Annotated in this window: 24 protein-coding genes and 1 pseudogene; 16 read left to right on the forward strand and 9 right to left on the reverse strand. The window is 48.8% G+C overall.

The window, feature by feature from the left end:
• Position 1: 1 nt before the first annotated feature.
• The 11 genes from ACJJIQ_RS05155 (at position 2) to ACJJIQ_RS05205 (ending at position 11,701) form a co-directional block, all read left to right on the forward strand.
• Positions 2 to 2,611 carry a hypothetical protein gene (locus ACJJIQ_RS05155; protein ID WP_445363916.1) on the forward strand — a complete coding sequence of 870 codons (2,610 nt, stop codon included), beginning with the start codon at positions 2 to 4 and terminating at the stop codon, positions 2,609 to 2,611.
• 2 nt (positions 2,612 to 2,613) lie between these two features.
• On the forward strand, positions 2,614 to 3,084 hold the full coding sequence (locus tag ACJJIQ_RS05160; RefSeq protein ID WP_445363917.1) for a hypothetical protein: 471 nt from the start codon (positions 2,614 to 2,616) through the stop codon (positions 3,082 to 3,084).
• 2 nt (positions 3,085 to 3,086) lie between these two features.
• Positions 3,087 to 5,435 carry a TolB-like translocation protein gene (locus ACJJIQ_RS05165; protein WP_445363918.1) on the forward strand — a complete coding sequence of 783 codons (2,349 nt, stop codon included), beginning with the start codon at positions 3,087 to 3,089 and terminating at the stop codon, positions 5,433 to 5,435.
• Complete coding sequence (locus tag ACJJIQ_RS05170) at positions 5,435 to 6,190, forward strand: hypothetical protein (RefSeq protein ID WP_445362045.1); 756 nt, start codon at positions 5,435 to 5,437, stop codon at positions 6,188 to 6,190. Before ACJJIQ_RS05165 ends, ACJJIQ_RS05170 begins: the two co-directional genes overlap by 1 nt.
• On the forward strand, positions 6,187 to 6,684 hold the full coding sequence (locus ACJJIQ_RS05175; RefSeq protein ID WP_445363919.1) for a DUF1833 family protein: 498 nt from the start codon (positions 6,187 to 6,189) through the stop codon (positions 6,682 to 6,684). Before ACJJIQ_RS05170 ends, ACJJIQ_RS05175 begins: the two co-directional genes overlap by 4 nt.
• A gap of 4 nt (positions 6,685 to 6,688) precedes the next feature.
• Positions 6,689 to 7,090, forward strand: coding sequence for an NlpC/P60 family protein (locus ACJJIQ_RS05180; protein ID WP_445363345.1), 402 nt, complete (start codon positions 6,689 to 6,691; stop codon positions 7,088 to 7,090).
• On the forward strand, positions 7,074 to 9,542 hold the full coding sequence (locus ACJJIQ_RS05185) for a host specificity factor TipJ family phage tail protein (protein ID WP_445363920.1): 2,469 nt from the start codon (positions 7,074 to 7,076) through the stop codon (positions 9,540 to 9,542). The genes ACJJIQ_RS05180 and ACJJIQ_RS05185 overlap by 17 nt, the downstream gene beginning before the upstream one ends.
• Positions 9,520 to 9,705, forward strand: a complete 186-nt coding sequence (locus tag ACJJIQ_RS05190) for a hypothetical protein (protein ID WP_445363921.1) — start codon at positions 9,520 to 9,522, stop codon at positions 9,703 to 9,705. Before ACJJIQ_RS05185 ends, ACJJIQ_RS05190 begins: the two co-directional genes overlap by 23 nt.
• Before the next feature lie 25 nt (positions 9,706 to 9,730).
• Entirely contained in the window at positions 9,731 to 10,003 is a 273-nt protein-coding gene (locus tag ACJJIQ_RS05195) for a hypothetical protein (RefSeq protein WP_445363922.1), read from the forward strand.
• Positions 10,004 to 10,088: 85 nt separating this feature from the next.
• Positions 10,089 to 10,829 carry a hypothetical protein gene (locus ACJJIQ_RS05200; RefSeq protein ID WP_445363923.1) on the forward strand — a complete coding sequence of 247 codons (741 nt, stop codon included), beginning with the start codon at positions 10,089 to 10,091 and terminating at the stop codon, positions 10,827 to 10,829.
• Between the two features lie 116 nt (positions 10,830 to 10,945).
• Positions 10,946 to 11,701 (forward strand): NYN domain-containing protein, encoded by a 756-nt coding sequence (locus ACJJIQ_RS05205; protein WP_445363924.1) that lies wholly within the window; start codon positions 10,946 to 10,948, stop codon positions 11,699 to 11,701.
• Between the two features lie 4 nt (positions 11,702 to 11,705).
• Here the strand turns inward: ACJJIQ_RS05205 and ACJJIQ_RS05210 are convergent, their stop codons facing one another.
• Positions 11,706 to 11,864: a hypothetical protein gene (locus tag ACJJIQ_RS05210; protein ID WP_445363925.1), complete on the reverse strand. Its 159-nt coding sequence runs from the start codon at positions 11,862 to 11,864 to the stop codon at positions 11,706 to 11,708.
• Positions 11,865 to 11,956: 92 nt separating this feature from the next.
• Between ACJJIQ_RS05210 and ACJJIQ_RS05215 the strand changes: the two genes are divergently transcribed.
• Positions 11,957 to 12,253: a hypothetical protein gene (locus ACJJIQ_RS05215; protein ID WP_445363926.1), complete on the forward strand. Its 297-nt coding sequence runs from the start codon at positions 11,957 to 11,959 to the stop codon at positions 12,251 to 12,253.
• Positions 12,254 to 12,363: 110 nt separating this feature from the next.
• Here ACJJIQ_RS05215 and ACJJIQ_RS05220 read toward each other — a convergent pair whose 3' ends face one another.
• Positions 12,364 to 12,906, reverse strand: coding sequence for a hypothetical protein (locus ACJJIQ_RS05220; protein ID WP_444927194.1), 543 nt, complete (start codon positions 12,904 to 12,906; stop codon positions 12,364 to 12,366).
• Positions 12,903 to 13,517 carry an AHH domain-containing protein gene (locus ACJJIQ_RS05225; protein WP_445363927.1) on the reverse strand — a complete coding sequence of 205 codons (615 nt, stop codon included), beginning with the start codon at positions 13,515 to 13,517 and terminating at the stop codon, positions 12,903 to 12,905. Before ACJJIQ_RS05225 ends, ACJJIQ_RS05220 begins: the two co-directional genes overlap by 4 nt.
• A gap of 288 nt (positions 13,518 to 13,805) precedes the next feature.
• On the opposite strand from ACJJIQ_RS05225, the gene ACJJIQ_RS05230 reads away from it, so the two are divergent.
• Both ACJJIQ_RS05230 and ACJJIQ_RS05235 read left to right on the forward strand, forming a co-directional pair.
• On the forward strand, positions 13,806 to 14,195 hold the full coding sequence (locus tag ACJJIQ_RS05230) for a LexA family protein (RefSeq protein WP_444927196.1): 390 nt from the start codon (positions 13,806 to 13,808) through the stop codon (positions 14,193 to 14,195).
• Positions 14,195 to 15,448, forward strand: a complete 1,254-nt coding sequence (locus ACJJIQ_RS05235; RefSeq protein WP_445363928.1) for a Y-family DNA polymerase — start codon at positions 14,195 to 14,197, stop codon at positions 15,446 to 15,448. Before ACJJIQ_RS05230 ends, ACJJIQ_RS05235 begins: the two co-directional genes overlap by 1 nt.
• A 736-nt stretch (positions 15,449 to 16,184) precedes the next feature.
• Here ACJJIQ_RS05235 and ACJJIQ_RS05240 read toward each other — a convergent pair.
• The 3 genes and pseudogenes from ACJJIQ_RS05240 to ACJJIQ_RS05250 all read right to left on the reverse strand — a co-directional run bounded on the left by ACJJIQ_RS05240 (position 16,185) and on the right by ACJJIQ_RS05250 (position 18,295).
• Complete coding sequence (locus ACJJIQ_RS05240; protein ID WP_445363929.1) at positions 16,185 to 16,382, reverse strand: hypothetical protein; 198 nt, start codon at positions 16,380 to 16,382, stop codon at positions 16,185 to 16,187.
• A 142-nt stretch (positions 16,383 to 16,524) separates the two neighbouring features.
• Positions 16,525 to 17,601 (reverse strand): annotated as a pseudogene (locus ACJJIQ_RS05245) (IS630 family transposase).
• A gap of 415 nt (positions 17,602 to 18,016) precedes the next feature.
• Complete coding sequence (locus ACJJIQ_RS05250) at positions 18,017 to 18,295, reverse strand: hypothetical protein (protein WP_445363930.1); 279 nt, start codon at positions 18,293 to 18,295, stop codon at positions 18,017 to 18,019.
• A gap of 874 nt (positions 18,296 to 19,169) precedes the next feature.
• Between ACJJIQ_RS05250 and ACJJIQ_RS05255 the strand changes: the two genes are divergently transcribed.
• On the forward strand, positions 19,170 to 19,937 hold the full coding sequence (locus ACJJIQ_RS05255; RefSeq protein WP_445363931.1) for a glycerophosphodiester phosphodiesterase family protein: 768 nt from the start codon (positions 19,170 to 19,172) through the stop codon (positions 19,935 to 19,937).
• 146 nt (positions 19,938 to 20,083) lie between these two features.
• Here ACJJIQ_RS05255 and ACJJIQ_RS24800 read toward each other — a convergent pair whose 3' ends face one another.
• Together ACJJIQ_RS24800 and ACJJIQ_RS05260 are read right to left on the reverse strand one after the other, a co-directional pair.
• On the reverse strand, positions 20,084 to 20,209 hold the full coding sequence (locus tag ACJJIQ_RS24800; protein WP_507021907.1) for a hypothetical protein: 126 nt from the start codon (positions 20,207 to 20,209) through the stop codon (positions 20,084 to 20,086).
• A gap of 145 nt (positions 20,210 to 20,354) precedes the next feature.
• Entirely contained in the window at positions 20,355 to 20,459 is a 105-nt protein-coding gene (locus tag ACJJIQ_RS05260; protein WP_445358107.1) for a hypothetical protein, read from the reverse strand.
• A gap of 928 nt (positions 20,460 to 21,387) precedes the next feature.
• On the opposite strand from ACJJIQ_RS05260, the gene ACJJIQ_RS05265 reads away from it, so the two are divergent.
• Positions 21,388 to 21,783: a universal stress protein gene (locus tag ACJJIQ_RS05265; RefSeq protein WP_413662467.1), complete on the forward strand. Its 396-nt coding sequence runs from the start codon at positions 21,388 to 21,390 to the stop codon at positions 21,781 to 21,783.
• Between the two features lie 114 nt (positions 21,784 to 21,897).
• On the opposite strand, the gene nhaA is transcribed toward ACJJIQ_RS05265, so the two are convergent.
• A complete protein-coding gene (gene nhaA, locus ACJJIQ_RS05270) occupies positions 21,898 to 23,328 on the reverse strand; it encodes a Na+/H+ antiporter NhaA (RefSeq protein WP_445363932.1) in 1,431 nt (476 codons plus the stop codon).
• Positions 23,329 to 24,276: the final 948 nt, after the last annotated feature.

A 24,276-nucleotide genomic window follows, 5' to 3' on the forward strand; every position in this document is an offset into this window, starting at 1 on the left:
AATGGCAAAACAAACTTCCATGGCCACGATGGTGGCCAACCTGGAGCTGCGCTCCACGCAATATAAGCGGGAGATGGACCAAGCTACTGCACGCAATAAAAAGCTAACCCGAGAACTGAAGTCCACCAGTGCAGCGGGTGATATGTTCGGCCGCTCCATGCGAGGGGCTGCACAGGGTGTCGCTGCCATTGATGGGCCTTTGGGCGGTATTTCCGGTCGAGTCGGTGCTCTCAATGGTTTGCTGGCCAGTGGTGCCACGAGTTGGGCCCTTTTTGGGGCGGGTGTGGCCGGTGTTGTCGCTACGTTTTATCAGAGTATCCGCGCCGGCGAAGAAATGGAGCGGGGCCAGCTTAAGATTGAGGGCTTGCTCAGGGCTACGGGTAATGCCAGTGGCCGCACAGCACAGCAGTTGGATGAGCAGGCGAGGTCTGTTGCCCGCGCAACTTTGGCCAGTATTTCCGGCATTCGCGATGCGCAGGGCGTGCTGCTGACATTCAAGTCAGTGCAGGCCGATGTCTTTGATAATGCCATTGTGCTGTCGCAAGACCTTGCCGCAGTGATGGGGGGCGATGCCAAGAGTGCGGCACTGCAATTGGGTAAGGCGTTGGAAGATCCCGCAACGGGATTAACTGCGCTCAAGCGTTCTGGTGTTTCGTTCACTGAGGTGGAAAAAGAACAGATTAGAACCATGCAGGAAAGCGGCCGCGTAGCTGAGGCGCAACGCTATATTCTCGCCAAGTTGGCCCAGCAGGTGGGCGGTGCCGGCTCCGCTGAGGCCGGTGGGTTGACGGGCGCAGTGGATTCACTCGCTCAGTCTTGGCAGGAATTTCTTGAGGAATTCAGCCGAACTTCAGGCTCCACCGGTGTAGCTACGCGCGCTATACAAGGCCTCACAGGGGTGCTCGATAATTCCCATGAATTGGCCGAGGGGTTGGGAACCGCGTTTACGGCGCTGACTGTATTAATGGCTGGCCGCTTTGCGGGCGCAATTGGCCCTCGCGTAGCACAGCTGGCGCTGCTGAATGCGGAAACGTACAAGGCTACCGTCCAGACCAATGCGTTTGGGCAGGTGGTCGGCCGCACGACTATTGCGACGCGCACAGCGACGATGGCCGCTGCGGGACTTAAGTCTGCATTTGCCTTTCTCGGCGGGCCGGTTGGAGTGATCACCGTGGCGGTGGCCTCTCTGGTTGCCTGGAACGCGTCGCAACCCACCGCAGAAGCGCATGCTGAAACGCTGACAGGCAAGATCAATGAGCTTACTAGTAGCTGGAAAAAGCTGACTGATGCACAACGTATCAACCGCGAGCAAAAGGTCTTGGTTGAGCGAGACGGTCTGCAAAAAGAAATTAATAAGCTCATTAAACAACGGGACCTGCTGCGGGATGGCGGCACCAAAGAGGGCTCGCGGTTTGGTTATCAGGTCGCACTCGGAAACGACGATTCTCGGGTGCGTGAACTGAACGACCAGATTGATACCCTCAATCAAGCCTTGAAAGAGGCTGATGCCGGCTTGGAAAATCTTGGAAAGTCGAATAAAGCGCGGCTTCGGGAGGAGACTGAAGCAGAGTTCAAGGCGGCATTGGAGCGGGAAGCAAGTGAGCGTTCGGCTGCGATGGCAAGGCTTCAGGCCGAGCAAGAGTCTGGAGCCCAGCAGCTTTCCCAGCTTGATGAGTTTCTGGCCGACCGGCGCGGCAAGATTCAACTCGACCATGAACAGCGACTGCAGCAAATAGCCACGTTGCAGATTGCAGAGGAAGAGCTTACCAAGCGCGGTTTTGATTCTATCGAGCAGTTGCAGGAAGAGTACAGTCAACGGGAGAGAGAGCGCTATCAAGCGGCGCTCGCAGAAGAGGCTGCACGGCGAGAGGAAAAAAGGCAGCGTGAACAGGCTGCGCTGGCGGAGGAACAGTTGCGGCGAGAGCTGGCCCATCAACAACAAATTGCCGCAGAGCAGGCGCTGTTTGACAAGCTTACCTCTATCCAAGAGCAGCAGGCAGAAATACGCCGCCAAAGTGAGGCGGGCTTAAATCAGTTTGTACTTTATGGTGCTCAAAATCTGATGGGGCAAATGACGGACCTCACCAGGAAAGGTACTGGCGAACAGTCGGCAATTTATAAAGCGGCTTTTCTCGCCCAAAAAGCTGTCGCCGTTGCGCAAACGATTATGAATGCTGAATCGGCATCAATTGCCTCATTGTCGATGCCACCCATTGGCTTGGGTCCTGTTGCTGGCGCTCCTTACGCAGCTTTTGTTAAGGGAATGGGCTATGCCTCAGCTGGGATTATTGCAGGAACCGCCATAGCTGGCATCGCCCACGGCGGTCTCGACTATGTACCGAAAGAATCCACCTATCTGCTGGATAAAGGCGAGCGGGTTTTATCTCCCAATCAAAACACCGATCTAACCAAAGCTTTAAGAGGGGGCGGTCTGCAGGGAAATATCACCGTCAACCTGATCGAGGATGCCTCCAAAGCCGGACAGGTAGAGCGCTTGCAAGGTTTGACTGAGGAGGACGTAATAAATATTTACGTAGCGAATGTCCGCGAAGGTGGCGCCGCAGCCAATATTAACGAGTCCACCTACAACCTTTCCCGCAACGGATTTTAATCATGGCGTTAATTCAATACCCAGCGGAGCTGCCGGCGCCGCTGCTGGACGGGTATGCGCTAAAAAAGGGGGATAACCGCATCCGCACCACCATGGCCAGCGGTCGTGCCCGTCAGCGCCGCCGCTTTTCCCGCGTGCCCACAGAGCTGTCTGCAAGCTGGCGCTGCCACGGTAATCAGGCTGCGCTGTTTGAGGGGTTTGTCGTACACGCCCTGGGCGATGCCATCGCCTGGTTTAGCGCCGATGTGCTTACCCCGCAGGGATTAATCCCCCACACCTTGCGCTTTATTACCCACCCGCTCAACGACTGCAAACCGCTGGGGCCGCGAACTTGGGAGTATCGCGCGCGGATAGAAATTGAAAACCGCGCAGTGATTACCGAGGAGCAAACCGTCGCGGGCTTGCTCGATCCCAATACCGTTGAACAGTTTACCCAGGGCGTCGTTGATGCCGTAGATAGTTACCAGGAATAAATATGGCGAATTATTTTAACGAGGTGAGCAGACTGCAGGCCGCGATTGATGCGCTGGACGAATACTTCGGCGGCGATGAGTCCACCACTGTCACCTACAACGGAAAGACCAAAAATAGTATTGAGAAATCATTCTCCGACCGATTTGCCGGGCTGCAAGCAATGGTCAACGGTCGCTTGACCTTCGCGACCAAAGCGCTGATGGATGCGGCTGGCGCGCCGCCAAATAACGAGCTGGCCGAGGTGTGGAACGATCCCACCCCCGGTAACAACAAGCTCTACGGTTGGGATGAGACCCACTGGACGGAATCAAAACTATCCAGCTACACCGATCTAAAGACGCGCATTCAAGAGACCGATGTCAATTTAAAAACGCGTATCCCCGAGCAGCCACTGCCCCATTCCCTAGACAATTTTGTCTGGGCGATAACCGACAGCGAGGGCAAGGTCGGCATGGGGCTGAAATCCAACGGGGAATTTTTCAGTTCCATTTGCCAAGAGGTGATGGGTTTAACCCAGCGTCAGCACAGTGTGGAGACGCAGGTGCTGGCCGTTGCCCCGGATGGCAGCACCGATATCGCCTGGGGCATAAGCGATCAGAATGGCGCTTTGGGGTTGGCGCTGACGAGAGACGGGAAGCTTTGGGCCAGACTCGCCAACCCCGAAAGCCTGCGATTTAAAACTGATGAGAATATTGTGTGGAGCGTGGCCGACGCCGCCGGTCAAGTGGCTTTGGGTATCGATAAAAGCGGAAAGACTGTCGGTGAGATCGCAAACCGCTGTGACAACATTGACCAGGCGCTCACAGCCTGCGACACGCGCCTGGAATTACTGGAGGGCTCACGCTTTACCAGTGACGATGCCTCCCCTTTGGTTTTGGTGGAAAACGCCGGTGATTTTGACCAACTCGTTGTGATTGATGCTGACGGCAAGCATCCTTTGACCGATGGCAGCTACAACGCGCGGAACCCCTCAGTTCATAAAAACAGCTATGTAAAATTCAGCAGCGATAGGGACGGCGTCGAGCGACTGTATCGGATGTTGTTGTCGGGGCAAACGGTTTGCAAAAGCCACAACAATACCCTGGAACATATCCTGATTATTGGGCAGAGCAATAGCATTCCAAAGCGGGGGATGGGGGTTGATGCCAGCTTGACCGGAGATTTGGTTAACGACCCCTACGGTATTTTTATGTTTAACGGTTGGGTCAATCCCAATCGCGTGACCGACTCGGCCTGGTGGGATACAGCGCTTCAGGATGTACCTATCGATCCTGGGAATATGGCATACCTGATTCCCGCCGGCGATGGTCTATTTAATAACGAATCCCACGGCTTTGGTGCTTGCGAAGCGATTAACAGCCAGGCGGAGCGATTGTTCTTAATCTCCGGGCACGGCAAGGGCGGGGCGAGTTATTCGGTCTTAAAAAAAGACGTTCCGGCCGAAAATTATTCGGCGTACCGCAATTCGATCGAGGCGGTTGCAGCGGGTAAGCGCGCCGCCAATGCGCTGGGCCTAGATTACAAAGTCACCGCGCTATTTTGTGAACACGGGGAATCCGACGCACAAAACAGTGGGTACCTCGATCACTTGATTGAATGGCGGGATAACTACAACGCAGATATTAAAAGAATAACCGGGCAGGCCGACAATATTCCTCTTCTTATAAGCCAACAAAACAGCTGGTCTCTTGGGGGGAATTTTGCTACTTCCAAAAGTGTGATTGCGCAATATCAGTTTCAGCGCGACGGCTACGGCTATCTTGTCGCGCCAAAGTATTTTATTCCCCACGACGCCAACGGCCCGACCAATCCCGACGGCATTCACACCAGCGCCTACGGCACGCGACTGCTCGACGAGTATTACGCGAAGGCCCTGCAAGCGGGGGAAACTTGGTCGCCGCTGATGCCCGAGTCCGTCCAAGCGAACGGCAAAACCATCACGGTGTCGTTTGCGGGCCGTGTCGGCGACTTGCGTTTTAATATTTACCACGAAACCAACAACCCCCACGGGGTATCCGACCCCGGCCAATACGGTTTCGAATTGTTGAATGCCGGCGGAATCGCCATCACTTCGGTGGTGCTCTCTGATGACAAAACCCAAGTCATTGTGGCCACCGACGGCGATGTGCCTAACGGCACCGAGCTCGCCTACGCCTATACCGGCGAACTGATGGCGCACGCCGGGCCATTAACCGGGCCGCGCGGCTGCCTTGCCGACAGCGATACCACCCCACCCAGTGAAAAACTTCAGAACTGGCGAGCAACTCAGCTGGGTATGAACGGTGCGGCGGTTACCGAACCGCTGTGCAACTGGTGTGTCACTTTTTTGGAAACCGTGGAGATACTCTAATGGCTGGACGTATTATCAAACTGGATGAGGTGACATTTACCGAGCCCAGTCTACCGACGCTGGAAGTCAGCGACGAAGACATTTATATGGCCTCTTTTCCCGGGCTGCGCGTATGGTTTGATCCCCGGGAAAAGTATGAGAGTGTCGCCGGGTCTCGTTTGCGCGAGCGCATGCAGTCCTACGAGATCCGGCAGTACGCACTCAACAGTTGGACGATTGACAGTGCGGCGATTGGGGGGCAGTCCGCGATGGTATTTGACCAGAATGAGAGTCAGGGCGCACATATCACAGATCAAGCTGCTCACCCCCTCGGTACTTATACCAAGGTTGCGGTTATTCGCCCCGGCGTCCTGGGGGGGTGGAGCGGCCTGCTGTCCGCGGAATCAGGGTTGGCCAGTTTTAAAATTATCTCGACCTCAGCATTACAAGTGGATCACGGCGGCACAACCTCGTCGACCACCGAAACGCTGGCGAGCAATACCGACTACGTCGTTATGGCCTGCTATAACGCCGAGACCCAGGCGGTGGCGGTGTATATCAACGGTATTGAATCAGAGATGAGTAGTGCCACGCTCGTCGCGCCAGTGGCACCCGAAGATGTCTGTCTTGGGTTTATCCCCGATCAAGGGAATTTTTTTGACGGTGCCATCGGCGATGCACTGGTGTTCAGTGTGGATTACGGGTTGCCCGAATACGCCTCCCACCGCGCCGCCCTGTTTTCCACCCTGATGACAAAGTACGGCATTAGCGCATGAGTGCGGTATTGGAAACCGTCTACGCCAGCGCGCCGATCGATGAAATCATCATCCATACCCTGGAGCTGAGGCACGCCGCCTTTGAGGGCGGTGCGATTCGTCTGTGCCAGGGTTTTGATGATATCGAAGCGACGCTGGAGGACGGGGAAACTGCAACCTTTACCGCGAGCGGTTTCGGTGTCTCCCTGCCGCAGCGCTCGGTGCGAGGCCGGCAGGATTTACAGTTCCAACTGGATAATGTCACCGGTGAAGCGCTGCACAATATTCAGGCCGCGCTGGAGGCGGGCGGCGCAATACAGGTGGTCTATCGGCAGTTCCTCGAATCCGACCTGTCCGCCCCCGCGCAGCCGGCCACGGTAATGACCGCCGTTTCGGTCAAAGCCAATCCGGCAAGCGTTTCGGTGATTGCCAGCTTTCACGATCTGGTCAATAAAGCCTGGCCCAATAAATTCTATACCCCCGACTTTGCCCCCGGCCTGAAATACTACGGCTAACCCTATGCACTGGATAAACGACTATCTCACCGTCTCCTATGTGGACGGCGGGCGGGATATGCACGGCTTTGATTGCTGGGGGCTGGTGCGCGATGTCTTGCACCGGCAATTCAAAACCCCGCTGCTGGAATCCTTCGGCCACGTTTGCCCGGATGACAAGCCGCTGCTGACCGACAGCTATCTGCAGGTGGTACCGGATTTTTTAGCGGGCCCCTGTAAACCCGGCGCTGTTGCCTGCGGCTTCAGGGGAGACTGTCTGATTCATGTGGGCATAGTCATTAATAACGGCCAGACCCAAATCCTGCACACCGGGCGGCAGTATGGAAAACCGCTATTAACCAGCCCGCGCGCCTTCCGCCGATTGTTCCAACGCTGCGAATTTTTTCACTATGAATGCAATTCTTAAAATCTATCCCAGCAAACTCGAGCGGGATAACTTCGAAACCTGTACGGCGGAGCCCGGGCAAACCTTCGAGCACTGGTTAAACAATAATGTACCCAGCTATGAGCCCCGAGCCGTGCCGCTATTTTCGGCGTCAGTAAATAATGAGCCATTGCCGCCTAGCGAATGGGCAGGCTATAGGATTCAGTCTGGCGATCAATTGGAGTTGGTGGTGGAGGCAAAAGGCTATGCGGCGATTGTGATGATAGTGGTCGCCGTGGCTGCTGCAGCAGCGGCGATGTATTTTGCCAATCAGATTCCGGACAACTACAACCAAACCACGCCGGATGGTTCCACCATCTACAACCCCAACGCCCAGGGCAACCAAGCCCGGCTGATGGGGGTTGTACCGGAAATTGCCGGCCGCCATAAAGTGTACCCGGACTTGCTGTGCCAGCCGCGCCGCCAGTACGACAATAACGAACAATATCTGTATTTAATGTTATGCGTGGGTGTCGGAGACTACGAAATCAGTGCGGACAATATTTATATCGGCAATACCCCGGTGAGCGGTTACGCCGGCGATATTGAGTACCGGGTATTTGGTCCCGGTGAGGATGTCACCGACCACGACGCCCACCGCAATTTTTATCTTTCTCCGGAAGTGGGCAGCAGCTCGGGTCAAACGGGTTTGGAGCTGGAGGGCTCGCTCGCCACCACCGGCGACGCCAGCAGTGCGGCGCGCTGGACTTTCTCAGGTACCACCTTAAAAAGTTACTGGTTCGAGCGGGAAATTGAGCGCGAGGATAATCTGGGCTTTGTACCGCGCAACTTCCCCTATATGGAGGGGGAGATTATCTCCATCAACGAAAGCAGCAATGATGGGGAATATCGTGTGGTATTGAAGTCTGGTCATTCCGCGCAAATGGAAAAGGTGGATGCCGGCGGCGATGCCGTACCGGGCTGGGGTGGGTTTGTTGATGCGCAGCTGGTATCTATTGCAATTATAAGTAATAACGGCGGTTCCGGCGGCTATCTAGGCCCCTTTTTCGCCTGCCCGGAAAACGAAACCACCCGTTATATCGAGCTGGATTTTTTCCTGCCGCAGGGGCTGGGTCGCATCAAGGACAATGGGGATTTTGAGTACTACAGTGTGACGGTCGATATCGATTATCGCGATGAAAGCTCACCGACCTGGACCACGATCACCCACACCTTTAGCAATGCCACCAATGACCAGCTAGGGCATACCGAGAAAATTAATATCGGCTCGGCCATACGCCCGGAGGTGCGAGTCAGGCGCGTCACCGAGGCCAGCGACGATACGCGCATTTATGACACGGTGCAGTGGACGGCACTCAGGGCCGAGCTCGACAGCGCCAGCAGTTACGAGGGCGTAACCACCATTGCGGTGAAGATTCGCGGCACCAACGCCCTGGCCGGCAGCGCGGAAAATAAATTCAATTTAATTCCCACGCGCAAGCTGCCGGTGTATGAAAATGGCAGCTGGTCCGCACCTGACGCCACCGAAGATATCGCCCCGTTTTTTGCCTATATCATCAAGAGCGTCGGCCATAGTGATGATCAAATCGGCCTGGAGGAGCTGGAAGCGCTGCACGAGCTGTGGAGCGCGCGCGGCGATACTTTCTCGGCCGTGTTCGACAATAAAAGCACGCTGTTTGAAGCGCTAAAAAAAGTATTAGCGGTAGGCTACGCAGAACCCACCTTGGATTACGGGCAAATAATCCCCGTACGCGATGGCCCCCGCACCGCGTTTGAACACATGTATCAGCCAGATAATCGGGTGGGTGAGCTGGAGCAGGATATCAGCCTATTTGATCCCGACGAACCGGACGGGGTGGAGGTGGAATACTTCGACCCACAGACCTGGAAGCCCGCCACCGTGCTGTGCACCCTGTCGGAGGATCAGGGGTTGGCCCCCAAGAAAGTCAGGGCTTTTGGTATCACCGACGAGACCAAAGCCTGGCGTTTCGGAATGCGTCAACGCCGCATCCAGCGCTACCGCCGCACCCGCTACAGCTTTAAGACCGAGATGGACGGCCTCAACAGCCGCTACCTGAGCTACTGCGCCCTGGCCGACGATATCCCCGGCTATTCGCAGACGGGCAGGGTGCTGGCGGTGAGCGGGCGAGAAATCACCCTGGATGCGGAACTGGAGTGGGGCGGCGGCACGCACTTCCTCGCGCTGCGTAAACCAGACGGCAAGCTGTCCGGGCTCTATACCGCGACGGCAACCGGCAGCGCCAATGTGATAGAAATCGATACCGACCTGGACTTTGCGCCGGTTTTAGATGGCAGCATGGAACCGCCGCTCTTTATGTTTGGCGAGGCGGACCGCTGGTGTTATCCCGCATTAATCACCGACATTAAACCCTCGGGCACAGAGCGGGTGAGTATGACTGCAGTGAATTATGACGAGCGGGTTTATGCGGATGATGATGGTAGTCCGGGGTGATTGCAGGGGCGGCACCCAGCCTAGCCGCCATAGTTCTATTGCAGCTATGGCGGTTAACGTTGTTGATGAGGCTGCCGGCCTGGTTTCTGACTGTATTGGTGAAGTGGCGAACCGCCTTGCCGTACATAGTTCGATTGCGGCTATGGCGATTCCGAGTGGGTGAATATGGTTGATGGTGACCGCTGTTCGTGGGCGAGGGTGCCAACGAGAGAGCAAGCCAGGACGGCCAACTGGCCCGCTATGTGGCAGACCCCGGCTACTGGCAATTCTTCCCCGTCAAGGTCGCACTGAATCAAGCGGACGGCCTGTTATATATCAACGGCAGTAGCGGCTGGCAGATAGCCAACCGCCCGGCGACTTTGCCGCAGATCACTGGGGATATCAGCTCGGATTTGGCTGGGGTGGTTGGGCAGATGTTGGGGGCTTTGGATGGGGTGTTTTGGGATAATCAGGTTATTTGAACGGTCAAAGGATTGGGATATCCTTTCAATTTTTAGTGAAAATGTATTTATAATCACAGCGGCAAAAAAACAATAGGATGTTTGTGTGAGTAACTGGAAATCTTATCGGCCCGAGTTGTTAGGTGTATTGACTGCTGTCTTAGTTTTGAATGCGTTGTATTTGTCTGGAATAGCTGTGGAACAAGCAGTCATACCAAAATACTATGAGTTTGCAATAAGAGCCGTGATTACAGTTGGTGGGGTATTTGTTGGTGCTTTCTTGGCTTTTAAACTTAATATTGAGCGCGACAAAGGTGAAGAAGATAAAAAGCAATTTCGTGAAATAAACTTTGCGCTTTTATATATACTACGTTTAAAAAAATCGGTAAGGCTGATAGAGATGGACCTTGAGATGTATGAAAGTCATCTGGCCAAGATGCTATCCCATCATGAATATCCATCTTTTGAGGACTTGAAATATGATTTAGATGAGTTGAAGTTCTTGGTGGTAAGGGGGGGAGTTGATAGTTTGGTACAATTCTCAGATCTTATGCAAAATTTCCAATGGTTGATGGCAGTGGTAAAAAATAAGACCCAGTATTACCAGGAGGTTGTCTATCCTATTTTGTCTGAGCAGACCCCCTCAATTAGAATGCATATTACTGAGGACGATTTTCGAAAGATGGTCGGAGATAGAGTGTATTCTGAGTTAGAAATTCACTTGAAGAATATAGAACGACAAATAAGTAATTGTAAAGAGGGTGCTTATGAACTTATGCATAATTTGCGTGCTGTAGGGAAGATGAATTTCCCTGCAAAAGTTTTTCTATATGGTGATGTCGAGTAATGGAGTAAGAATTTAATTTGGAATGACCTTTTCCTGTCGCTCGCCAGCGGCTTTAATTTCAATTATTATGGATGATCAAATTTTTGATGCCGAAAATATAGCATTGCCGAGCTGTCATGAAGGATAAAGAAAAAATTGCAGTATTTGTTGATGCTGATAACGCGCCTGCTAAAAAAATAGATAAGGTATTTTTTGAGTTGGCTCGTTATGGTGTCGTTAATATTCGTAAGGCATATGGAAACTGGACAAATCCAAATTTGAAGCCGTGGAAAGACATACTTAATGAGTTTGCAATACAGCCGATTCAACAGTTTGACTTTACCAAAGGTAAGAATGCCACAGATATGGCATTGGTAATCGATGTAATGGATGTTCTGTACACAAAAGACGTTGATGTTATATGTTTGGTTTCGTCAGATTGTGACTTTACTCCATTGGTAACTCGTTCATTAGCAGATGGTAAAGTCGTGATTGGTTTTGGTGAGCGTAAAGCACCATTAGCCTTCGTCAATAGCTGCTCTAGTTTCCTTTATCTTGATGAGGATAGCGAGAAAGCGCCGCCTGTCAAAAAGCAAACAAAGAATATCAAATGCGATACCAAGTTAGTCGGCTTTCTAAGGCAAGCAATTGAGGCTGTAGAGGAAGATGACGGTTGGGCTCCGTTGGCATTAATTGGTAGTCATATCTCAAATCACACTTCTTTTGACCAAAGAAATTATGGTTTTAAAAAATTAAGTGATCTATTTCAAGCTATTGACTTGTTTGAAATAAAAACAATGAGCGGGACAATTTTGTGGGTGCGAGATAAAAAGAAAGCAAAGCGACTAAACAAGTCAGGGCAAAGGAAGAAACAGATCAGCGTCCCCGCTTGAGGCTTTATTGCCATTCTTTCCATAGCTGATAGCTACTCTCGATGATTCGGTGAACATGCTTGCGAAGATTTTCCGGTAGTTGCGTATAGAGTAGCTCAATAAAAGGCGGAAATGGAATCTGCGCAAAGTGGTGCAGGTTCTCCACTCCGTACACCTCCGCCAAAGTAATCTCCTCCGCCTCACACCATACCGGCAGCAAGTCCGCCAGTATGAAACGATTTCTAAGAAATATAGGCGGATGTAGCAAGCTGCGGTATGCTGCCGGTTGTTCGTCAAAAAACAACTATGCTTGGCAAGGAGGCCGTTATGGGATTCGGTGGGATTAGTATTTGGCAGTTGATCATCTTATTGATGATTGTGCTCTTCTTTGTGGTACCTGTGGTACATGTGTTGGTTTCCAGCCGTTCCCACGGCGGGGCAAAAGTGGGCTGGTTCCTCGGCGTCTTTTTCTTTTCCTGGTTGGTGTATGCGGTTTTCTTGATTGTTACCCAGCCGGTAAAGGATGCGCAGAAATCCGCTGACAAGCCAGCTAGCCCACCCATGATTTTCTAGTGGCCTATCCAGCACTTGTAACACATTGAGTGCTCAATCAATGGCGGGATGACAATAGAAAAGCCACTCAGTAGCTGCGTTTTGCTGTGAAGGTGGCTTTTCTTTGATTGTTAATCGTGTGTCAGGTTGCTACTGAAAATCAAACCTTCAAGCTTTTCGGATTCAACAATTTCCTTGAAAGCTTCAGTGCAATAGTTACTGATATTGGACTCTTTTGTTCTGAACACTGGTATCCCTTCCAGCTTTTCCTGGTTGAATTCAATACCAGAGAGCAAGTTCCCGTTTCTGGTAACGGAGCCAGGCACTACCGCATCAAGGTCTTCAGCAATTGTCAGGGGGTTAAACAGGTAAAATGCTGTGCCTTGATATGTGCAGGGGAGGAACTCCCCAAAAGGATTGAGCGTACTTTCGAGGGCCTTGTAAGCCGATTCATGAAGCACTAAGTAATTTTGCCATCGAGAAAGCGTCGGAATAACCGGTGCCGAATCGCACGCTTTGATGCTTAGCTCCAGCGGTTCCCAATCTTCACTGTAGGATTTAGGCGTTGTGTTGAAAAGGAACTTAATGCCTACCCGCTTTTTGAGCACATTATTTGGCTCGAAATAGGGGGTCATATAGCCGCTGCTATTTGCGTTTAATTGATAGATTTTCATACTTTTAATACACGCTTAAGCTCATCTGCTGGCAACATAACATAGTTTGGGAAGGTAGAGAATTTAAGGTCATACTCTATTCCCTTAAGCAGTTTTTCTACTGAATCTGCAGATAGATTTTCTAGATCAAGAGAATCAAACTCCCTCTGTAGCCATTCGTAATACCCGTTTCTATGGATGCGTGAGTGCGGTACTGCGAGCGGCATCTTGGGATGGGGCGTGTCTGCTGTTCTGCTGGGGAGCCAGGTGCCATTCCGTATATCGTCTATCCGGATTTTTACATAGGCCAAAATAGCTCTTTGCTGTACAGCCATTGGGTGTGAGCCAGAGACTATAGCGTGGGCATCACAATTGCCGCCAGGGTGTGGCTTGCCGTTCCTCTCCATATAGCGCCCTAATTTGGCAGAGTCATGGGCTTCATTTAGTAGAACCTCTTCATCTAGGTCCTCAGCGGACTTGCGGTATTTATCGAGCCCTGCCTCAACCTGTTCGACAACCTTTAGCGCGATGTAGTCTGCTTTGGTGATATTGTCCTTTGAGACAAACATATCAATAGCCACTTCTCGGCGATCTTTCAGGTAGAACGGCTTTGGTTGTTCATAGTGCCCCATGTTCAATGCTCCTCCTCTGAAGTTGAGGTGGATTATATGAAGACTGCTCGCCTGCAAAGGCTCGTGTAAGTCAATGAAATGGGGGGTGGTTCACTATTATTGCCATATAAATTTGATTAGGCCTAACTCAACTGGAGGGTCGGTCGCAATGCATCTCCCCTCAATTTGATACCGATTGTCCCGCAGCCGTTCTCGGTCTCTGGGCGGCTTAAGAGTCACACAGGCTACTTGTCTTTAATGGGTGCTGACCAATACACTGTATATAAATACAGTATATTGTTAGAACACATGAAACTATCCCCTCTATACGGCAGTGGCGTCAGCTGCGGCTTTCCTTCGCCAGCAGATGATCACAAAGAAGCGGCGCTCAGCCTTGACCAGCACCTGATCACCAGTCCGGCCGCCACCTTCCTGGCTAGGGCCAACGGTGATTCCATGCGGGATCTCGGCATTTTTGACCGGGATCTGCTGGTAGTTGATCGATCCTTAACCCCGGTTCACGGTGATGTGGTGGTGGTTGCCCTGGATGGGCAGCTAACCTGCAAAGTGCTTGATCGGCAAAAAGGGCAGCTACTGTCCGCGAATGATAAATACGCACCGATCCCCATTTGGGAAGGGCAGGAATTGATTGTCGAGGGAGTGGTCAAGGCTTCCGTACGGTACCACCGGTCCTGCTGATGTTGGCACTGGTTGATTGCAATAGCTGCTATGCCAGCTGTGAACAGATATTCCGCCCCGACCTGCGCGGGCTCCCGGTGGTAGTCCTCTCCAATAATGACGGTTGCGTAGTGGCGCGCTCGAAAGAGGCCAAGGTGTTAGGTATTCCTGACTTGCAGCCGTTCTTCAAGATTGAGCACCTGCTGCGCAAGCATGGGGTAAAGATCTTCTCGAGTAATTACGCTCTCTATGGCGATATCTCCCACCGGGTAATGACAACACTGAAGCGGTATAGCCCAGAGGTTGAGGTCTATAGCATCGACGAGATGTTTCTGGATCTGCATGGTTTGCAAGAGTGCCTGCTGGATTACGGGCAGCAGATACGGCAAACCCTCTGGCGAGATATACGTATGCCGGTGGGCGTTGGTATCGCTCCCAGTAAAACCCTGGCCAAGCTGGCAAATAGAGCCGCCAAGAAGATCCCCAAGTGTGAGGGCGTGTGCGTGTTAGACTCCCCCGAAAAATGGCAATGGCTGCAACGGCGCACTGAGGTGGGCGATGTGTGGGGTGTAGGCAGGCGCTTATCAAGGCGACTCGGGCACCTGGGTATCAAGACAGCCTATGACCTGGCACAAGCCAATCCGAAAATTCTGCGCAGCCACACGAACGTAAACATTGAGCGCACGATAGAAGAGCTCAATGGCATTAGCTGCTTAAGCCTGGAGGAGCAACCCCCGGCCAAGAAGCAGATCTATTGCACACGCTCATTCGGCGAAAAGCTCACCGACCTCCAGCCGATACTGCAGGCCGTCACCCTGTATGCGAGCAGGGCAGCAGAGAAGCTGCGCGCCCAGGATTCCCTGGTGAAGTCTGTTCATGTATTTCTGCATACCTCACCCCATGAACCGCACTACTACAGCCGCAGTACGGTGGTGCAAACCCCATACCCCACGGATGACACTCGGCTGATAGTGCAGCTAGTAAAGCGCGCGATTACAGAGCTGTTCCTGCAGGGGCACCGATTCCTGAAAGCCGGGGTAGGGCTGGTAGAGCTTATCCCCCGCTCACTGGGTCAGGGTGACATGTTCACCGCGGGCCAGCCAATGCGATCAGGTGAGACCATGCAGGCCATCGATCAGATCAATCAGAGGTTTGGTCGGGGTACCTTGTTTCTGGGAGCTGAAGGCATCAACAAGAAGTGGAAGATGCGGCAAGAGCATCGGTCTCCTGCCTATACAACTCAGTGGGATCAGTTGCCAGAGATAACAGTCTAAATCTTGTGTAAATATACAGCTTTTGAGTGTGGTAAAAACTGAGCGGCTGAGTGTTCTTAGGGTTTAAAGGAGGTGTAAACCGCCTTACGATTTCCACATAGGTGGTTGTAAGTGTATGATTACGAAAAGGTTTTATGTTTGATTGTGGCTCCTGAGGTCGCGGGTTCGATCCCCGTCGGCCATCCCTGATTGTTCCTTGTTTATTAAGGGCTTACAAACTCACCTATGCGAATTTTTTCGTTTCTGTTTCGGTGTGGCAATTTGGGCCTTAATCTATATTAAAGCTTTGTTTCTCGGTGTCCCGTTAAAAAGATTCAAATATTAGTTAGGTGGGTATACTAGAGCCGATTATAGAGCTTTTGGGTACGGTGGTAGGCAGTGAAGAGTAGCAGATAGAATTTGTTGTCAAGAGAGCGACTGGGAAGAAGCTCAACTGATCCTACTCCCTTTTGTCATACGATATGAAGACTTTTATGAGTAGCTTGGAAGCAGGCTGGTTATCCAACTTCAGATAGAAATTTCTAATCGCTGTTCCTATGCTGCTTTCGCTCCCAAGCCTGAACTTGTGGCTCGGTGAGGGTGAGTCCCTTCTCCACCGTAGTCCCAAGTTCTTTTAATTTCAGTTTGAATTTTTTTAGTCTGATCTTAGTCAAATGCTTCGAACGCCACGAGGACACACAAGTGAACTGTGTTTACGCAGTTCACTGACGACTTGAACCTGTCGATGGTTAGGCTCCTAGAGATGGGTATAAGTCAAGGCTGTTTTTTCAATGGCTGCGTCAACATGGTTCTTACGGTTGGCTACCCATCGATTCTTCTCAAGAAGGGTGTCTACGTCGCGAATTGAAACGGTTTCTAAGGTGTCTCTCGATACATTCTGAATCATATCAACTTTGGATATATTGCCGAGTTCTTTTACTGGTTTGAGCTTCATATTTTTTGTTTGATAATGCGATTATTAGTATGGATCATCGGGCTTATCTTTGGTTTTAGGTCTAGGTTTCTGCAGCAAAACCGGTAAACACCTCCTTTTCATAGGGTGTTTCAGATTAAGATTGAGCTAGTGGTCCATGCGGTTAATTCTGTAACGATTGTTTTGCGCGTTCTACTGAAGCCAGGATTTGACTGGCAGGCTTTGTCCATTTAAATGGTTTTGCAGCTTCAGCATTATGAGTCTTGATGAAGTATTCCAGTTCTGGCTTTAGCTCCGAAACGCTCGTGAACACTCCCCTGTATAGCGCTCTACGCTCTAGTTGGGAAAACTATCCCTCTACTGCATTCAACCATGATGAACTGGTAGGAGTAAAATGAAGGTGAATGCGCGGACGTGATTCCACCCAATCTCGAACCTCTTTGGTTTTATGTGCACCGAGGTTATCCAATATTATGTGTAGATCTTTTTTTGAATCCGTACGTCGATCGATCAACTTCAAAAATGATAGGAATTCCTTGCTAGTAGTTCTATTCGCGACCTTTCCAATCACTTTCCCTGTCAGTGTATTGAAGGCGGCAAACAAACTCGCAGTACCATGCCTCTTGTAATCATGAGTCCGACTGCCAATTCGACTCGGATTTAGAGGGAGACCGGGCTGTGTTCTGTCTAAGGCTTGAATTTGTGTTTTCTCATCAACGCTTAGAATGACGGCGTTTTCTGGTGGGTTCATATATAGACCCACAATGTCGATAACCTTTTCAGAAAATTCAGGATCACTGCTGATCTTGAATGTTTTTTGGCGATGGGGGCGTAGATCAGCTGCTTTCCATATCTGCCGAACTTGCCGTGGTGTCACTGCTGCGTATTTAGCCATTAGCTCAATACTCCAGTGTGTTGCTTCTTCGGGTATACGCTTTGTTGTTAAAAACAATACACGATCTACAACGTCCTTTTCGATAATAGTTGGCTGCTCAGTACGAGAACGTTCTCGTAGCCCTTCAATACCTTCCTGTTCAAAACGGTTTCGCCAGCGATGAACAGTCTTCGGTGATGTTCGCTGCACGGCAGCTACATCTGTAGGGGTCATTCCTTCGCTGAGCTGAAGAATAATCTTCGCTCGCATAATTTGTCCATGTGGAAGAGTTGTTGACCGGCACCACTTGTTTAGAATAGCCGTGTCACTGTCAGAAATTTGAAAAGATTTAGGTGTGCGCGTAATAGATATATTATACGAACAGTCCCCGATTAGTTACATTACTTTCCGCATGGACCACTAGTCCATGTAAGTGGTTTTTCATGAGGTTTTCGTTTCACCGAGATACACCTATGGACAGCACAGTTTTACTATTAGCGCTATAAATTTTTGTAGACTGGGATACGCCTGTGTCGAAGCTACCCTTCCGAATCATATGAGTAGCTTTAAGATCGGAGTAATTTCTTCTTTATACTTGCTGCTATTGGTGATTTGAGGTAGAGATACCCGCAGAATTGATAGCGCACAGGTATTGTTGGAAAGTAAGAACCTCCTTATTCACTGAATAGCCACATAGGTATCTGCTATTCGATACCACTAATAAATATGCGAGGGTTTGCGAGCCTGCTTTACGCGGGCTCACAAGCTGGCTGAATACTATTTAACAAAACTCAGTTACAGCCTTCACCATTGATTTAGCAGATCGCTTTGGGTAATCATTGATTTTATTCTCAATCACATTTTCATCGATAATATTAAAAATTCTTGCCTTATCAGTTCTCTTGTCGAATATCTGTGCCCAGTCAGTAAATGGGTCAGTTTTAGCAATTTGTTCTATTTCTTTATAGGCGTCCTCCTCATTGTGAAATGATCGCTTGAAGTCCTTTATTCCACCCATAAGTAGGTTATAAGTACCGGTAAATAATGCGTATCTTTCCATGGGATTCTCCAAACTTATAAATCTGGGCTCCGAGTCGGTAGCCTTGGGTAGTTGCTGTCGGCTAAATACGCCGAAGCGCGGTTGGCTAATTTCTCGGCTAGAAGTATGTTTTATCTTTTATAAAATCTACATGCTAACCATGTACTCTAATTTAACCCTTTTGTTTATGTATAGAAGCTTAACCAGTACATGCATTTGCATTTTGAGGAGAGTTTTTGTCGTGATCTGCAACATGTTTGCGCAAGAATAATAGGTCTAAATTACTCTAGGCATTATATTGTTCGATATATTTTTATTTTTGCTTGCTTGTGTAGATGAAGGGGGAGGATTTTCAGGCCCTCTCGACCGCTCTTAACCTTCCTAGCTTGATCTAAATGTTTTGTTTTAGCTTAAAGGATAGAATTTCCAACTCAGAAGCTTGATCGATATGTCCTTAATTGATAATGGATACTTTGTTTAGTTAATGAATTTGGTGGCGATATTTTCTAGGTTTGTGCATTAGTACTTAATATTTAAATGTATGATATTGCTTAAAATAGATGGGTGCATTTAGAGTGGTTTATCAATCAGATTTAAGTACTTCAATGGTTGATTCTTTGGTTGGGTATACGTGAACAAAAAGAGCCTTGAAGGCTGTAAGAGTTACTTTTGTATCTCTTATATAGTTTAAATAGGTTAAATGAGTCAATTCGTGCTTTGTATGTGAGGGAAATAGTATACCTAATACTATTTCTCTGTAGTATCTATTTTGGATTGGCTTTTGTTTGTGTCTGAGCAATAGCTCTCCTCTTAAAATATAGGAAACTTCTAAATGAACAACGCGCTCAAGATCGTTACTTGCCTGGTTTTATCTATGATGGCTTACAATAAGGTTTTGGCTATTGATATCCTTGCTCACAGAGGAGCTTCTGGTGAGTACCCTCAAAGTACCACCCTGGCTTTTGATATGGCATTGGAGCAGGGGGCAGATATTCTAGAGTTGGATATACATTTGTCGAAAGATCAGTTTATTATTATCAATCACGATGCAGACCTTAAAAAAAATGCTGGTGTCTCAGATAAAATAGAAGATTTGACTTTGGTAGAAATAAAAGCATTGGATGCTGGGTATGAGTTTACCCTAGATAATGGTGATAGCTACCCATTCCGAAACCAAGGACTCGTACTCTTAACATTAAATGAGCTATTTGAGCGCTACCCCAGTGCCATTTTTAATATTGAAATTAAACCAAATAATAAGGTCCTATCAGAAATACTATGGCAAGTAATTGTTGACTATAGAATGGAGCAGCAAGTTACTGTGGCTAGCCAGCACAATAGGGCTATGGGCCATTTTCGTGATGTCAGTGGGGGAGAGATTAGAACGAGCGCAACAATCGGTGAACTTATAGAGGCCAGTCTAGCCTGGAGTTCGGGCTTTGGATGGGCTTTCAAGCCGGACTTTGAAGTTGCCCAACTGCCATACAGTATTACCACTAAGCCCTATGTTCGCTTTTTTCAGAGTAAAGGCGTGGCCGTCGATCTCTGGACAGTTAACGATACAGATGACATTGAGCGCAGTATATCCCTTGGTGTAGATGGGATTATTGGTGATTTCCCTGGGCGAGTTTATCAACTACTTGAGAGTGCTGGAGAACGGTAATTTTTCTCGATGCGAGTCAGAATTGCCGAGTACAGAAATTTTCTTGTAAAAGAATAATGAAGTTGGTGTTAACTTGATAATTTCAACCTTAAAAAGTCAGTGCTTTATTGACTTTTTAAGGTTCTAGGAGACGGTGATATCGATCTTTATGGGCAAAAGTAGCATACAAAGAGTTTGTGTTTAGCCTGGAGGCAGAAATCTACATACTTCATTGAGCCTACCGAAACTTCAGATTCAACAATTAATGAGGGTTGGGAAAGACCTAGCTGCAATCTATTTCGGTATACAAAAAAAGTACTGTTGGGGAGGTGTGCTCTGATACCGACAGGCCTCCACTTTCTAATACTTACATTGTTAGTCGATAATTCGACCTTCGGTTTGCTGTATGCAATCCGTAGGTGAGACTGCAGTTAGAAGCTAGCATTCTCTACAGGCTGTTGTGTCAATTTCCAGGGCTAGCCCGCTGTCGACGACATTGTTTCTAGAAGAAATATGGCTGGCCATTTTTTGAGCCATTTTCATTCCATTTTTTGTCGTATCTCTGGATCCAATTATTGCAATGCTAGGCTACTTAAGTAAGCTAATATTACCGCGTGCATATACAGTCGAGAGGGAATTGGGAGTGTCTTCTAGTCCATAGGGATATTTGCAACTACCACGTTGAATCTTGACTACTACCATTGTGCAAGCCAAAAGAGTCCCCATACTTTCTAGCAAATCTCATTAACGCGTAGACAGCTAACAAAAAGTCATAGCCGCAACACATGAGGCTTTCATATCAGGTTTCTTTCGGCCTTTGAGTGACCCCGCGTTTATAATGCAAATCCTGTTGGAGAAACAGTAGGCTTCTGAAATGAAGCTTTGTTTTGGGTGCAGGGCTGGGAATGTAATGTCATAGTTGCCTTAAGTTATACAATCAGATCTAGGGCGAGACTTGTTGAAAGCGATGAGTTGACAGTTTAAAAATAACAGAAAGCCCTGTAATTGATGTCTTCTGGTAATGGATTTTTTGTGAGATAGACTTGTGCCAAAATAGAAGAGAGCTAGGGCTGTATATGAGATGTTATTAGGTATACATTTTGCTGAAGTTGGAAGTTATTCTATTGATATCATCTGCGTGGATAAAGATGTTCATCGTATAGTAATAATTGTTTGCGTGCGACGCAGATGTGCCCTGTTCGTTTGTTGCTTATATCTCCTCGACCTTTAATTTTTTAAAGCTCGCGGGAGGTTTGGTCAAGAAAATGATAACTTCTGACCTCCTATGACTGTTTGAGAGTTGTGCCGTAATCGAGGTTTTAGTTCGTTCGGATTGAATAGATAATATGTGGTATTAAGTTGACTTTTTAATTTTCCCTCTTTGTGCTTCGAACTCTTTTCATTTAAGCTGTGGAGGAATCGGTGCTCGATAAGTTCAGTTGTTATTAGTCAAATATACTGGAGGGGGAATATGTACAATACTATCCTTTGCGCTATAGAAGCGTCTCAAGAAGGGAGGTATGTGTTGTCTAAAGCGGTAGAATTATCTAAGAAATTTGATAGCAAGCTAGTAGTTTTAAATGTACTGCCTTATAGCTTCCTGCCCAAGGATTATCAAAAAGAGCTGAAAGAGAGTGCAATTCCGAAGTTTGAGGAGATTACGGAAGACTTTGGGGTTAGCAAGAGAAATCGGGCCCTTAAAGTGGGAAAGCCTTATGAGGTTATCTGTAAGGAAGCTGAAAAAAGGAAGGTGGATCTGATAGTTCTGGGAACTCACTCCAAGAAAGGTTTGAGCTCCCTGATTGGTTCTACCGCTAATAGCATAGTGAACTATGCACATTGTGATGTAACTTTGGTTCGAATCTAAGTTATAGGGACATAGTCGACTCAAAGTTTGCCTTCTATTCGTTCATTATTCGTGATGACGCTTTTTGTAGGCCGGGCAACTGGAGTTTGCCCGGCCTACTTTGATTGTTGCTGTTTAATTGGAAGTAGCTTGGGCTGGGTAATCTGGCTCCTCGCCCTTGACTTCATTCTCTTCTGAGGCAGGAGCGTTACGCAGCACCAAAAAGCCAGCTGTCCCAGCGATAACTGATGCTAATAGAATGCCGGCTTTCGCCTGAATAAGCAGCTCATTTTGTGAGCTAAATGCTAGTTCGGCAATAAAAATTGACATGGTGAACCCAATACCTGCGAGCAATGCTACACCGACAATATGTTGGAAATTCGCCGCTTTGGGTAATTGGCCCCAACCTAGCTTCCAACCTACCCAAGTGGCCCCTACAATCCCAAGCAACTTACCGACCACCAAGCCAAAGATTACCCCGAGAGTGACCGGGTTGAGTATCGCTTCGGAGCTACTGAAGCTGTCGACCGGAATTCCCGCGTTAGCCAGTGCAAAGATAGGTATCACTACAAACCCGACCGGAATGTGCAGGCGAGTCTCCATGCGTTGTAGCGGAGATTGGGCTAAGTTCACGCCATTACCCAAGCCCATTACGCGAGCTCGTAAATCATCGTTAGCGATAATCTTGTCACCTGGGCGGAAGCAGCGGTCAAAGCTGCGAATGATATCTTTTACGAAGGTGCTAAATGCTACAGGATCGTATTTTGGCTTGGCAGGTAATGCCATAGCGGTAATGACACCAGCGAGAGTAGCGTGGACACCGGCTGAGTGAAGTCCGTACCACAATAGACCTCCAACAAAGACATAGGCCGCGGATCGGCGAATACCCGCAGCATTGAGCAGCCCGAGCACTACAACCAGGCCACCTGATGCGATGAGCGCTGTCATGTTTACTTGCTCTGTGTACCAGATGGCAATAACGAGAATTGCCCCTAAGTCATCTACGATCGCCAGTGCGACCAAAAAGGTCACTACTGCTCGTGGTACACGGTTGCCTAGTAGTGCAATACAGCCTACCGCAAAGGCAATGTCTGTTGCCATCGGGATACCCCAGCCTGGACCGGCTTCGTTACCTAAATTAAGGGAGCTGTATAGTAGGGCTGGCACCACCATACCGCCGATAGCGGCCATCACAGGTAGTACTGCCTGACGGAGATCTGAGAGTTCTCCCACAAGAAACTCTCGTTTTAATTCCAAGCCGACTAGAAAGAAAAAGATGGCCATTAGGCCGTCATTGATCCAGTGATGTAGGGAAAGGGAAAATGTCCAGTCTCCTGCACCTACCGCAATAGGCATATGAAGTAGATGCTTGTAAGCCTCTTGCAGAGGAGAGTTAGCAACAATCAAAGCGATAAGCGCAGAGAGCATTAGCAATATACCACTGCTGCTTTGGCGATGAATAAATTCCTCAAAAGGAGTAACCAGGCGACCAAATGCCTCTTCTAGCGGGGCTTCAAAAATTTTTCCTTTGCGAATTTTAAATCTATTTAAAACCCCTTTACTCATCGTTGAGCATCCTCCTTTACTGGCTATAGACCCTAAGAAATATAGGGCTGTTTTTTCTCGATTCAGGCCCACAGATTACCATGGAACTTGTATTTTTAACTAGATTAATGCGCGTCACTCGGTAGTCGGCCGCAAATATGATGAATGAGAAAACCTGCGCAGTTGTCGGGGGGTATTCGCTTCGTGTGAAAAAGTTGAGGGTGTCGATGACTTGAAATTAAATGATGCTTTTTATCGGCAGGTGACAAGTTTAATTCTAATCTCATATAATTTTATTGTATTCGGGTTGTACGGAATAATAGTTTTTTGTGTTAACTGTAATAATCAATTGTCTATGGATTTGAATGGTCTACTTTAGTTTGCCTAGCTAGTCCAAAAGGGTAGTGATGCTCCTAAGTTTCTTTGCTTGAGATTAAGGAGGGTAGCATTGCATGGGAGCCTCCTTGCCAAATTTTCCTACCTGTTTTTGGCTCCTCAGCTGATGATAATTCAACGGCATATTGTTCATTGGAGCGAGTAAAAGGAGCTGACGGAAGGAGCTTGCATCTCCGGTGAGAATTTATAGATTTACAAAATATATAGATGGGTATTGGCTGCGAGCGTTTGTGACTAGTGATACTTCTTGCTCGATTCTTTATTTCGCTCAATAGCTTATAGAAGTACCTAGTTATAGATGGATTAGTGTAACAATCTGATGTCCCACTCAGCCTTCGCGTAACGAAGGGATGGTAGTGGCAGAATGGTTTAAATGATGCTGCCTGCAGTAGTACCACTGGAGTAGATTCCAAGCAAAAAAGTCCTGTCTATAGGGTTATTTTGCCCATTCGGCCCCACTATTAGAACAATGCCACTTTGTTGCTTATGCACTCAAGACTTTGAGTTGAATAGACACGTTATAACAGAGGGCTTTACGCTTACCGCCCAAATACTCGATAATTAGCGCCCATA

The sequence above is a fragment of the Microbulbifer maximicatervae (SeqCode) genome, assembly GCF_052468295.1.

Bases quoted from the DNA above. Each gene is read 5' to 3' on its own strand.
- ACJJIQ_RS05155 (WP_445363916.1), top strand. From the start codon at position 2: ATGGCAAAACAAACTTCCATGGCCACGATGGTGGCCAACCTGGAGCTG.
- ACJJIQ_RS05160 (WP_445363917.1), top strand. From the start codon at position 2,614: ATGGCGTTAATTCAATACCCAGCGGAGCTGCCGGCGCCGCTGCTGGAC.
- ACJJIQ_RS05165 (WP_445363918.1), top strand. From the start codon at position 3,087: ATGGCGAATTATTTTAACGAGGTGAGCAGACTGCAGGCCGCGATTGAT.
- ACJJIQ_RS05170 (WP_445362045.1), top strand. From the start codon at position 5,435: ATGGCTGGACGTATTATCAAACTGGATGAGGTGACATTTACCGAGCCC.
- ACJJIQ_RS05175 (WP_445363919.1), top strand. From the start codon at position 6,187: ATGAGTGCGGTATTGGAAACCGTCTACGCCAGCGCGCCGATCGATGAA.
- ACJJIQ_RS05180 (WP_445363345.1), top strand. From the start codon at position 6,689: ATGCACTGGATAAACGACTATCTCACCGTCTCCTATGTGGACGGCGGG.
- ACJJIQ_RS05185 (WP_445363920.1), top strand. From the start codon at position 7,074: ATGAATGCAATTCTTAAAATCTATCCCAGCAAACTCGAGCGGGATAAC.
- ACJJIQ_RS05190 (WP_445363921.1), top strand. From the start codon at position 9,520: ATGATGATGGTAGTCCGGGGTGATTGCAGGGGCGGCACCCAGCCTAGC.
- ACJJIQ_RS05205 (WP_445363924.1), top strand. From the start codon at position 10,946: ATGAAGGATAAAGAAAAAATTGCAGTATTTGTTGATGCTGATAACGCG.
- ACJJIQ_RS05215 (WP_445363926.1), top strand. From the start codon at position 11,957: ATGCTGCCGGTTGTTCGTCAAAAAACAACTATGCTTGGCAAGGAGGCC.
- ACJJIQ_RS05220 (WP_444927194.1), bottom strand. From the start codon at position 12,906: ATGAAAATCTATCAATTAAACGCAAATAGCAGCGGCTATATGACCCCC.
- ACJJIQ_RS05225 (WP_445363927.1), bottom strand. From the start codon at position 13,517: ATGGGGCACTATGAACAACCAAAGCCGTTCTACCTGAAAGATCGCCGA.
- ACJJIQ_RS05230 (WP_444927196.1), top strand. From the start codon at position 13,806: ATGAAACTATCCCCTCTATACGGCAGTGGCGTCAGCTGCGGCTTTCCT.
- ACJJIQ_RS05235 (WP_445363928.1), top strand. From the start codon at position 14,195: ATGTTGGCACTGGTTGATTGCAATAGCTGCTATGCCAGCTGTGAACAG.
- ACJJIQ_RS05240 (WP_445363929.1), bottom strand. From the start codon at position 16,382: ATGAAGCTCAAACCAGTAAAAGAACTCGGCAATATATCCAAAGTTGAT.
- ACJJIQ_RS05250 (WP_445363930.1), bottom strand. From the start codon at position 18,295: ATGGAAAGATACGCATTATTTACCGGTACTTATAACCTACTTATGGGT.
- ACJJIQ_RS05260 (WP_445358107.1), bottom strand. From the start codon at position 20,459: ATGAAAATGGCTCAAAAAATGGCCAGCCATATTTCTTCTAGAAACAAT.
- ACJJIQ_RS05265 (WP_413662467.1), top strand. From the start codon at position 21,388: ATGTACAATACTATCCTTTGCGCTATAGAAGCGTCTCAAGAAGGGAGG.
- nhaA (WP_445363932.1), bottom strand. From the start codon at position 23,328: ATGAGTAAAGGGGTTTTAAATAGATTTAAAATTCGCAAAGGAAAAATT.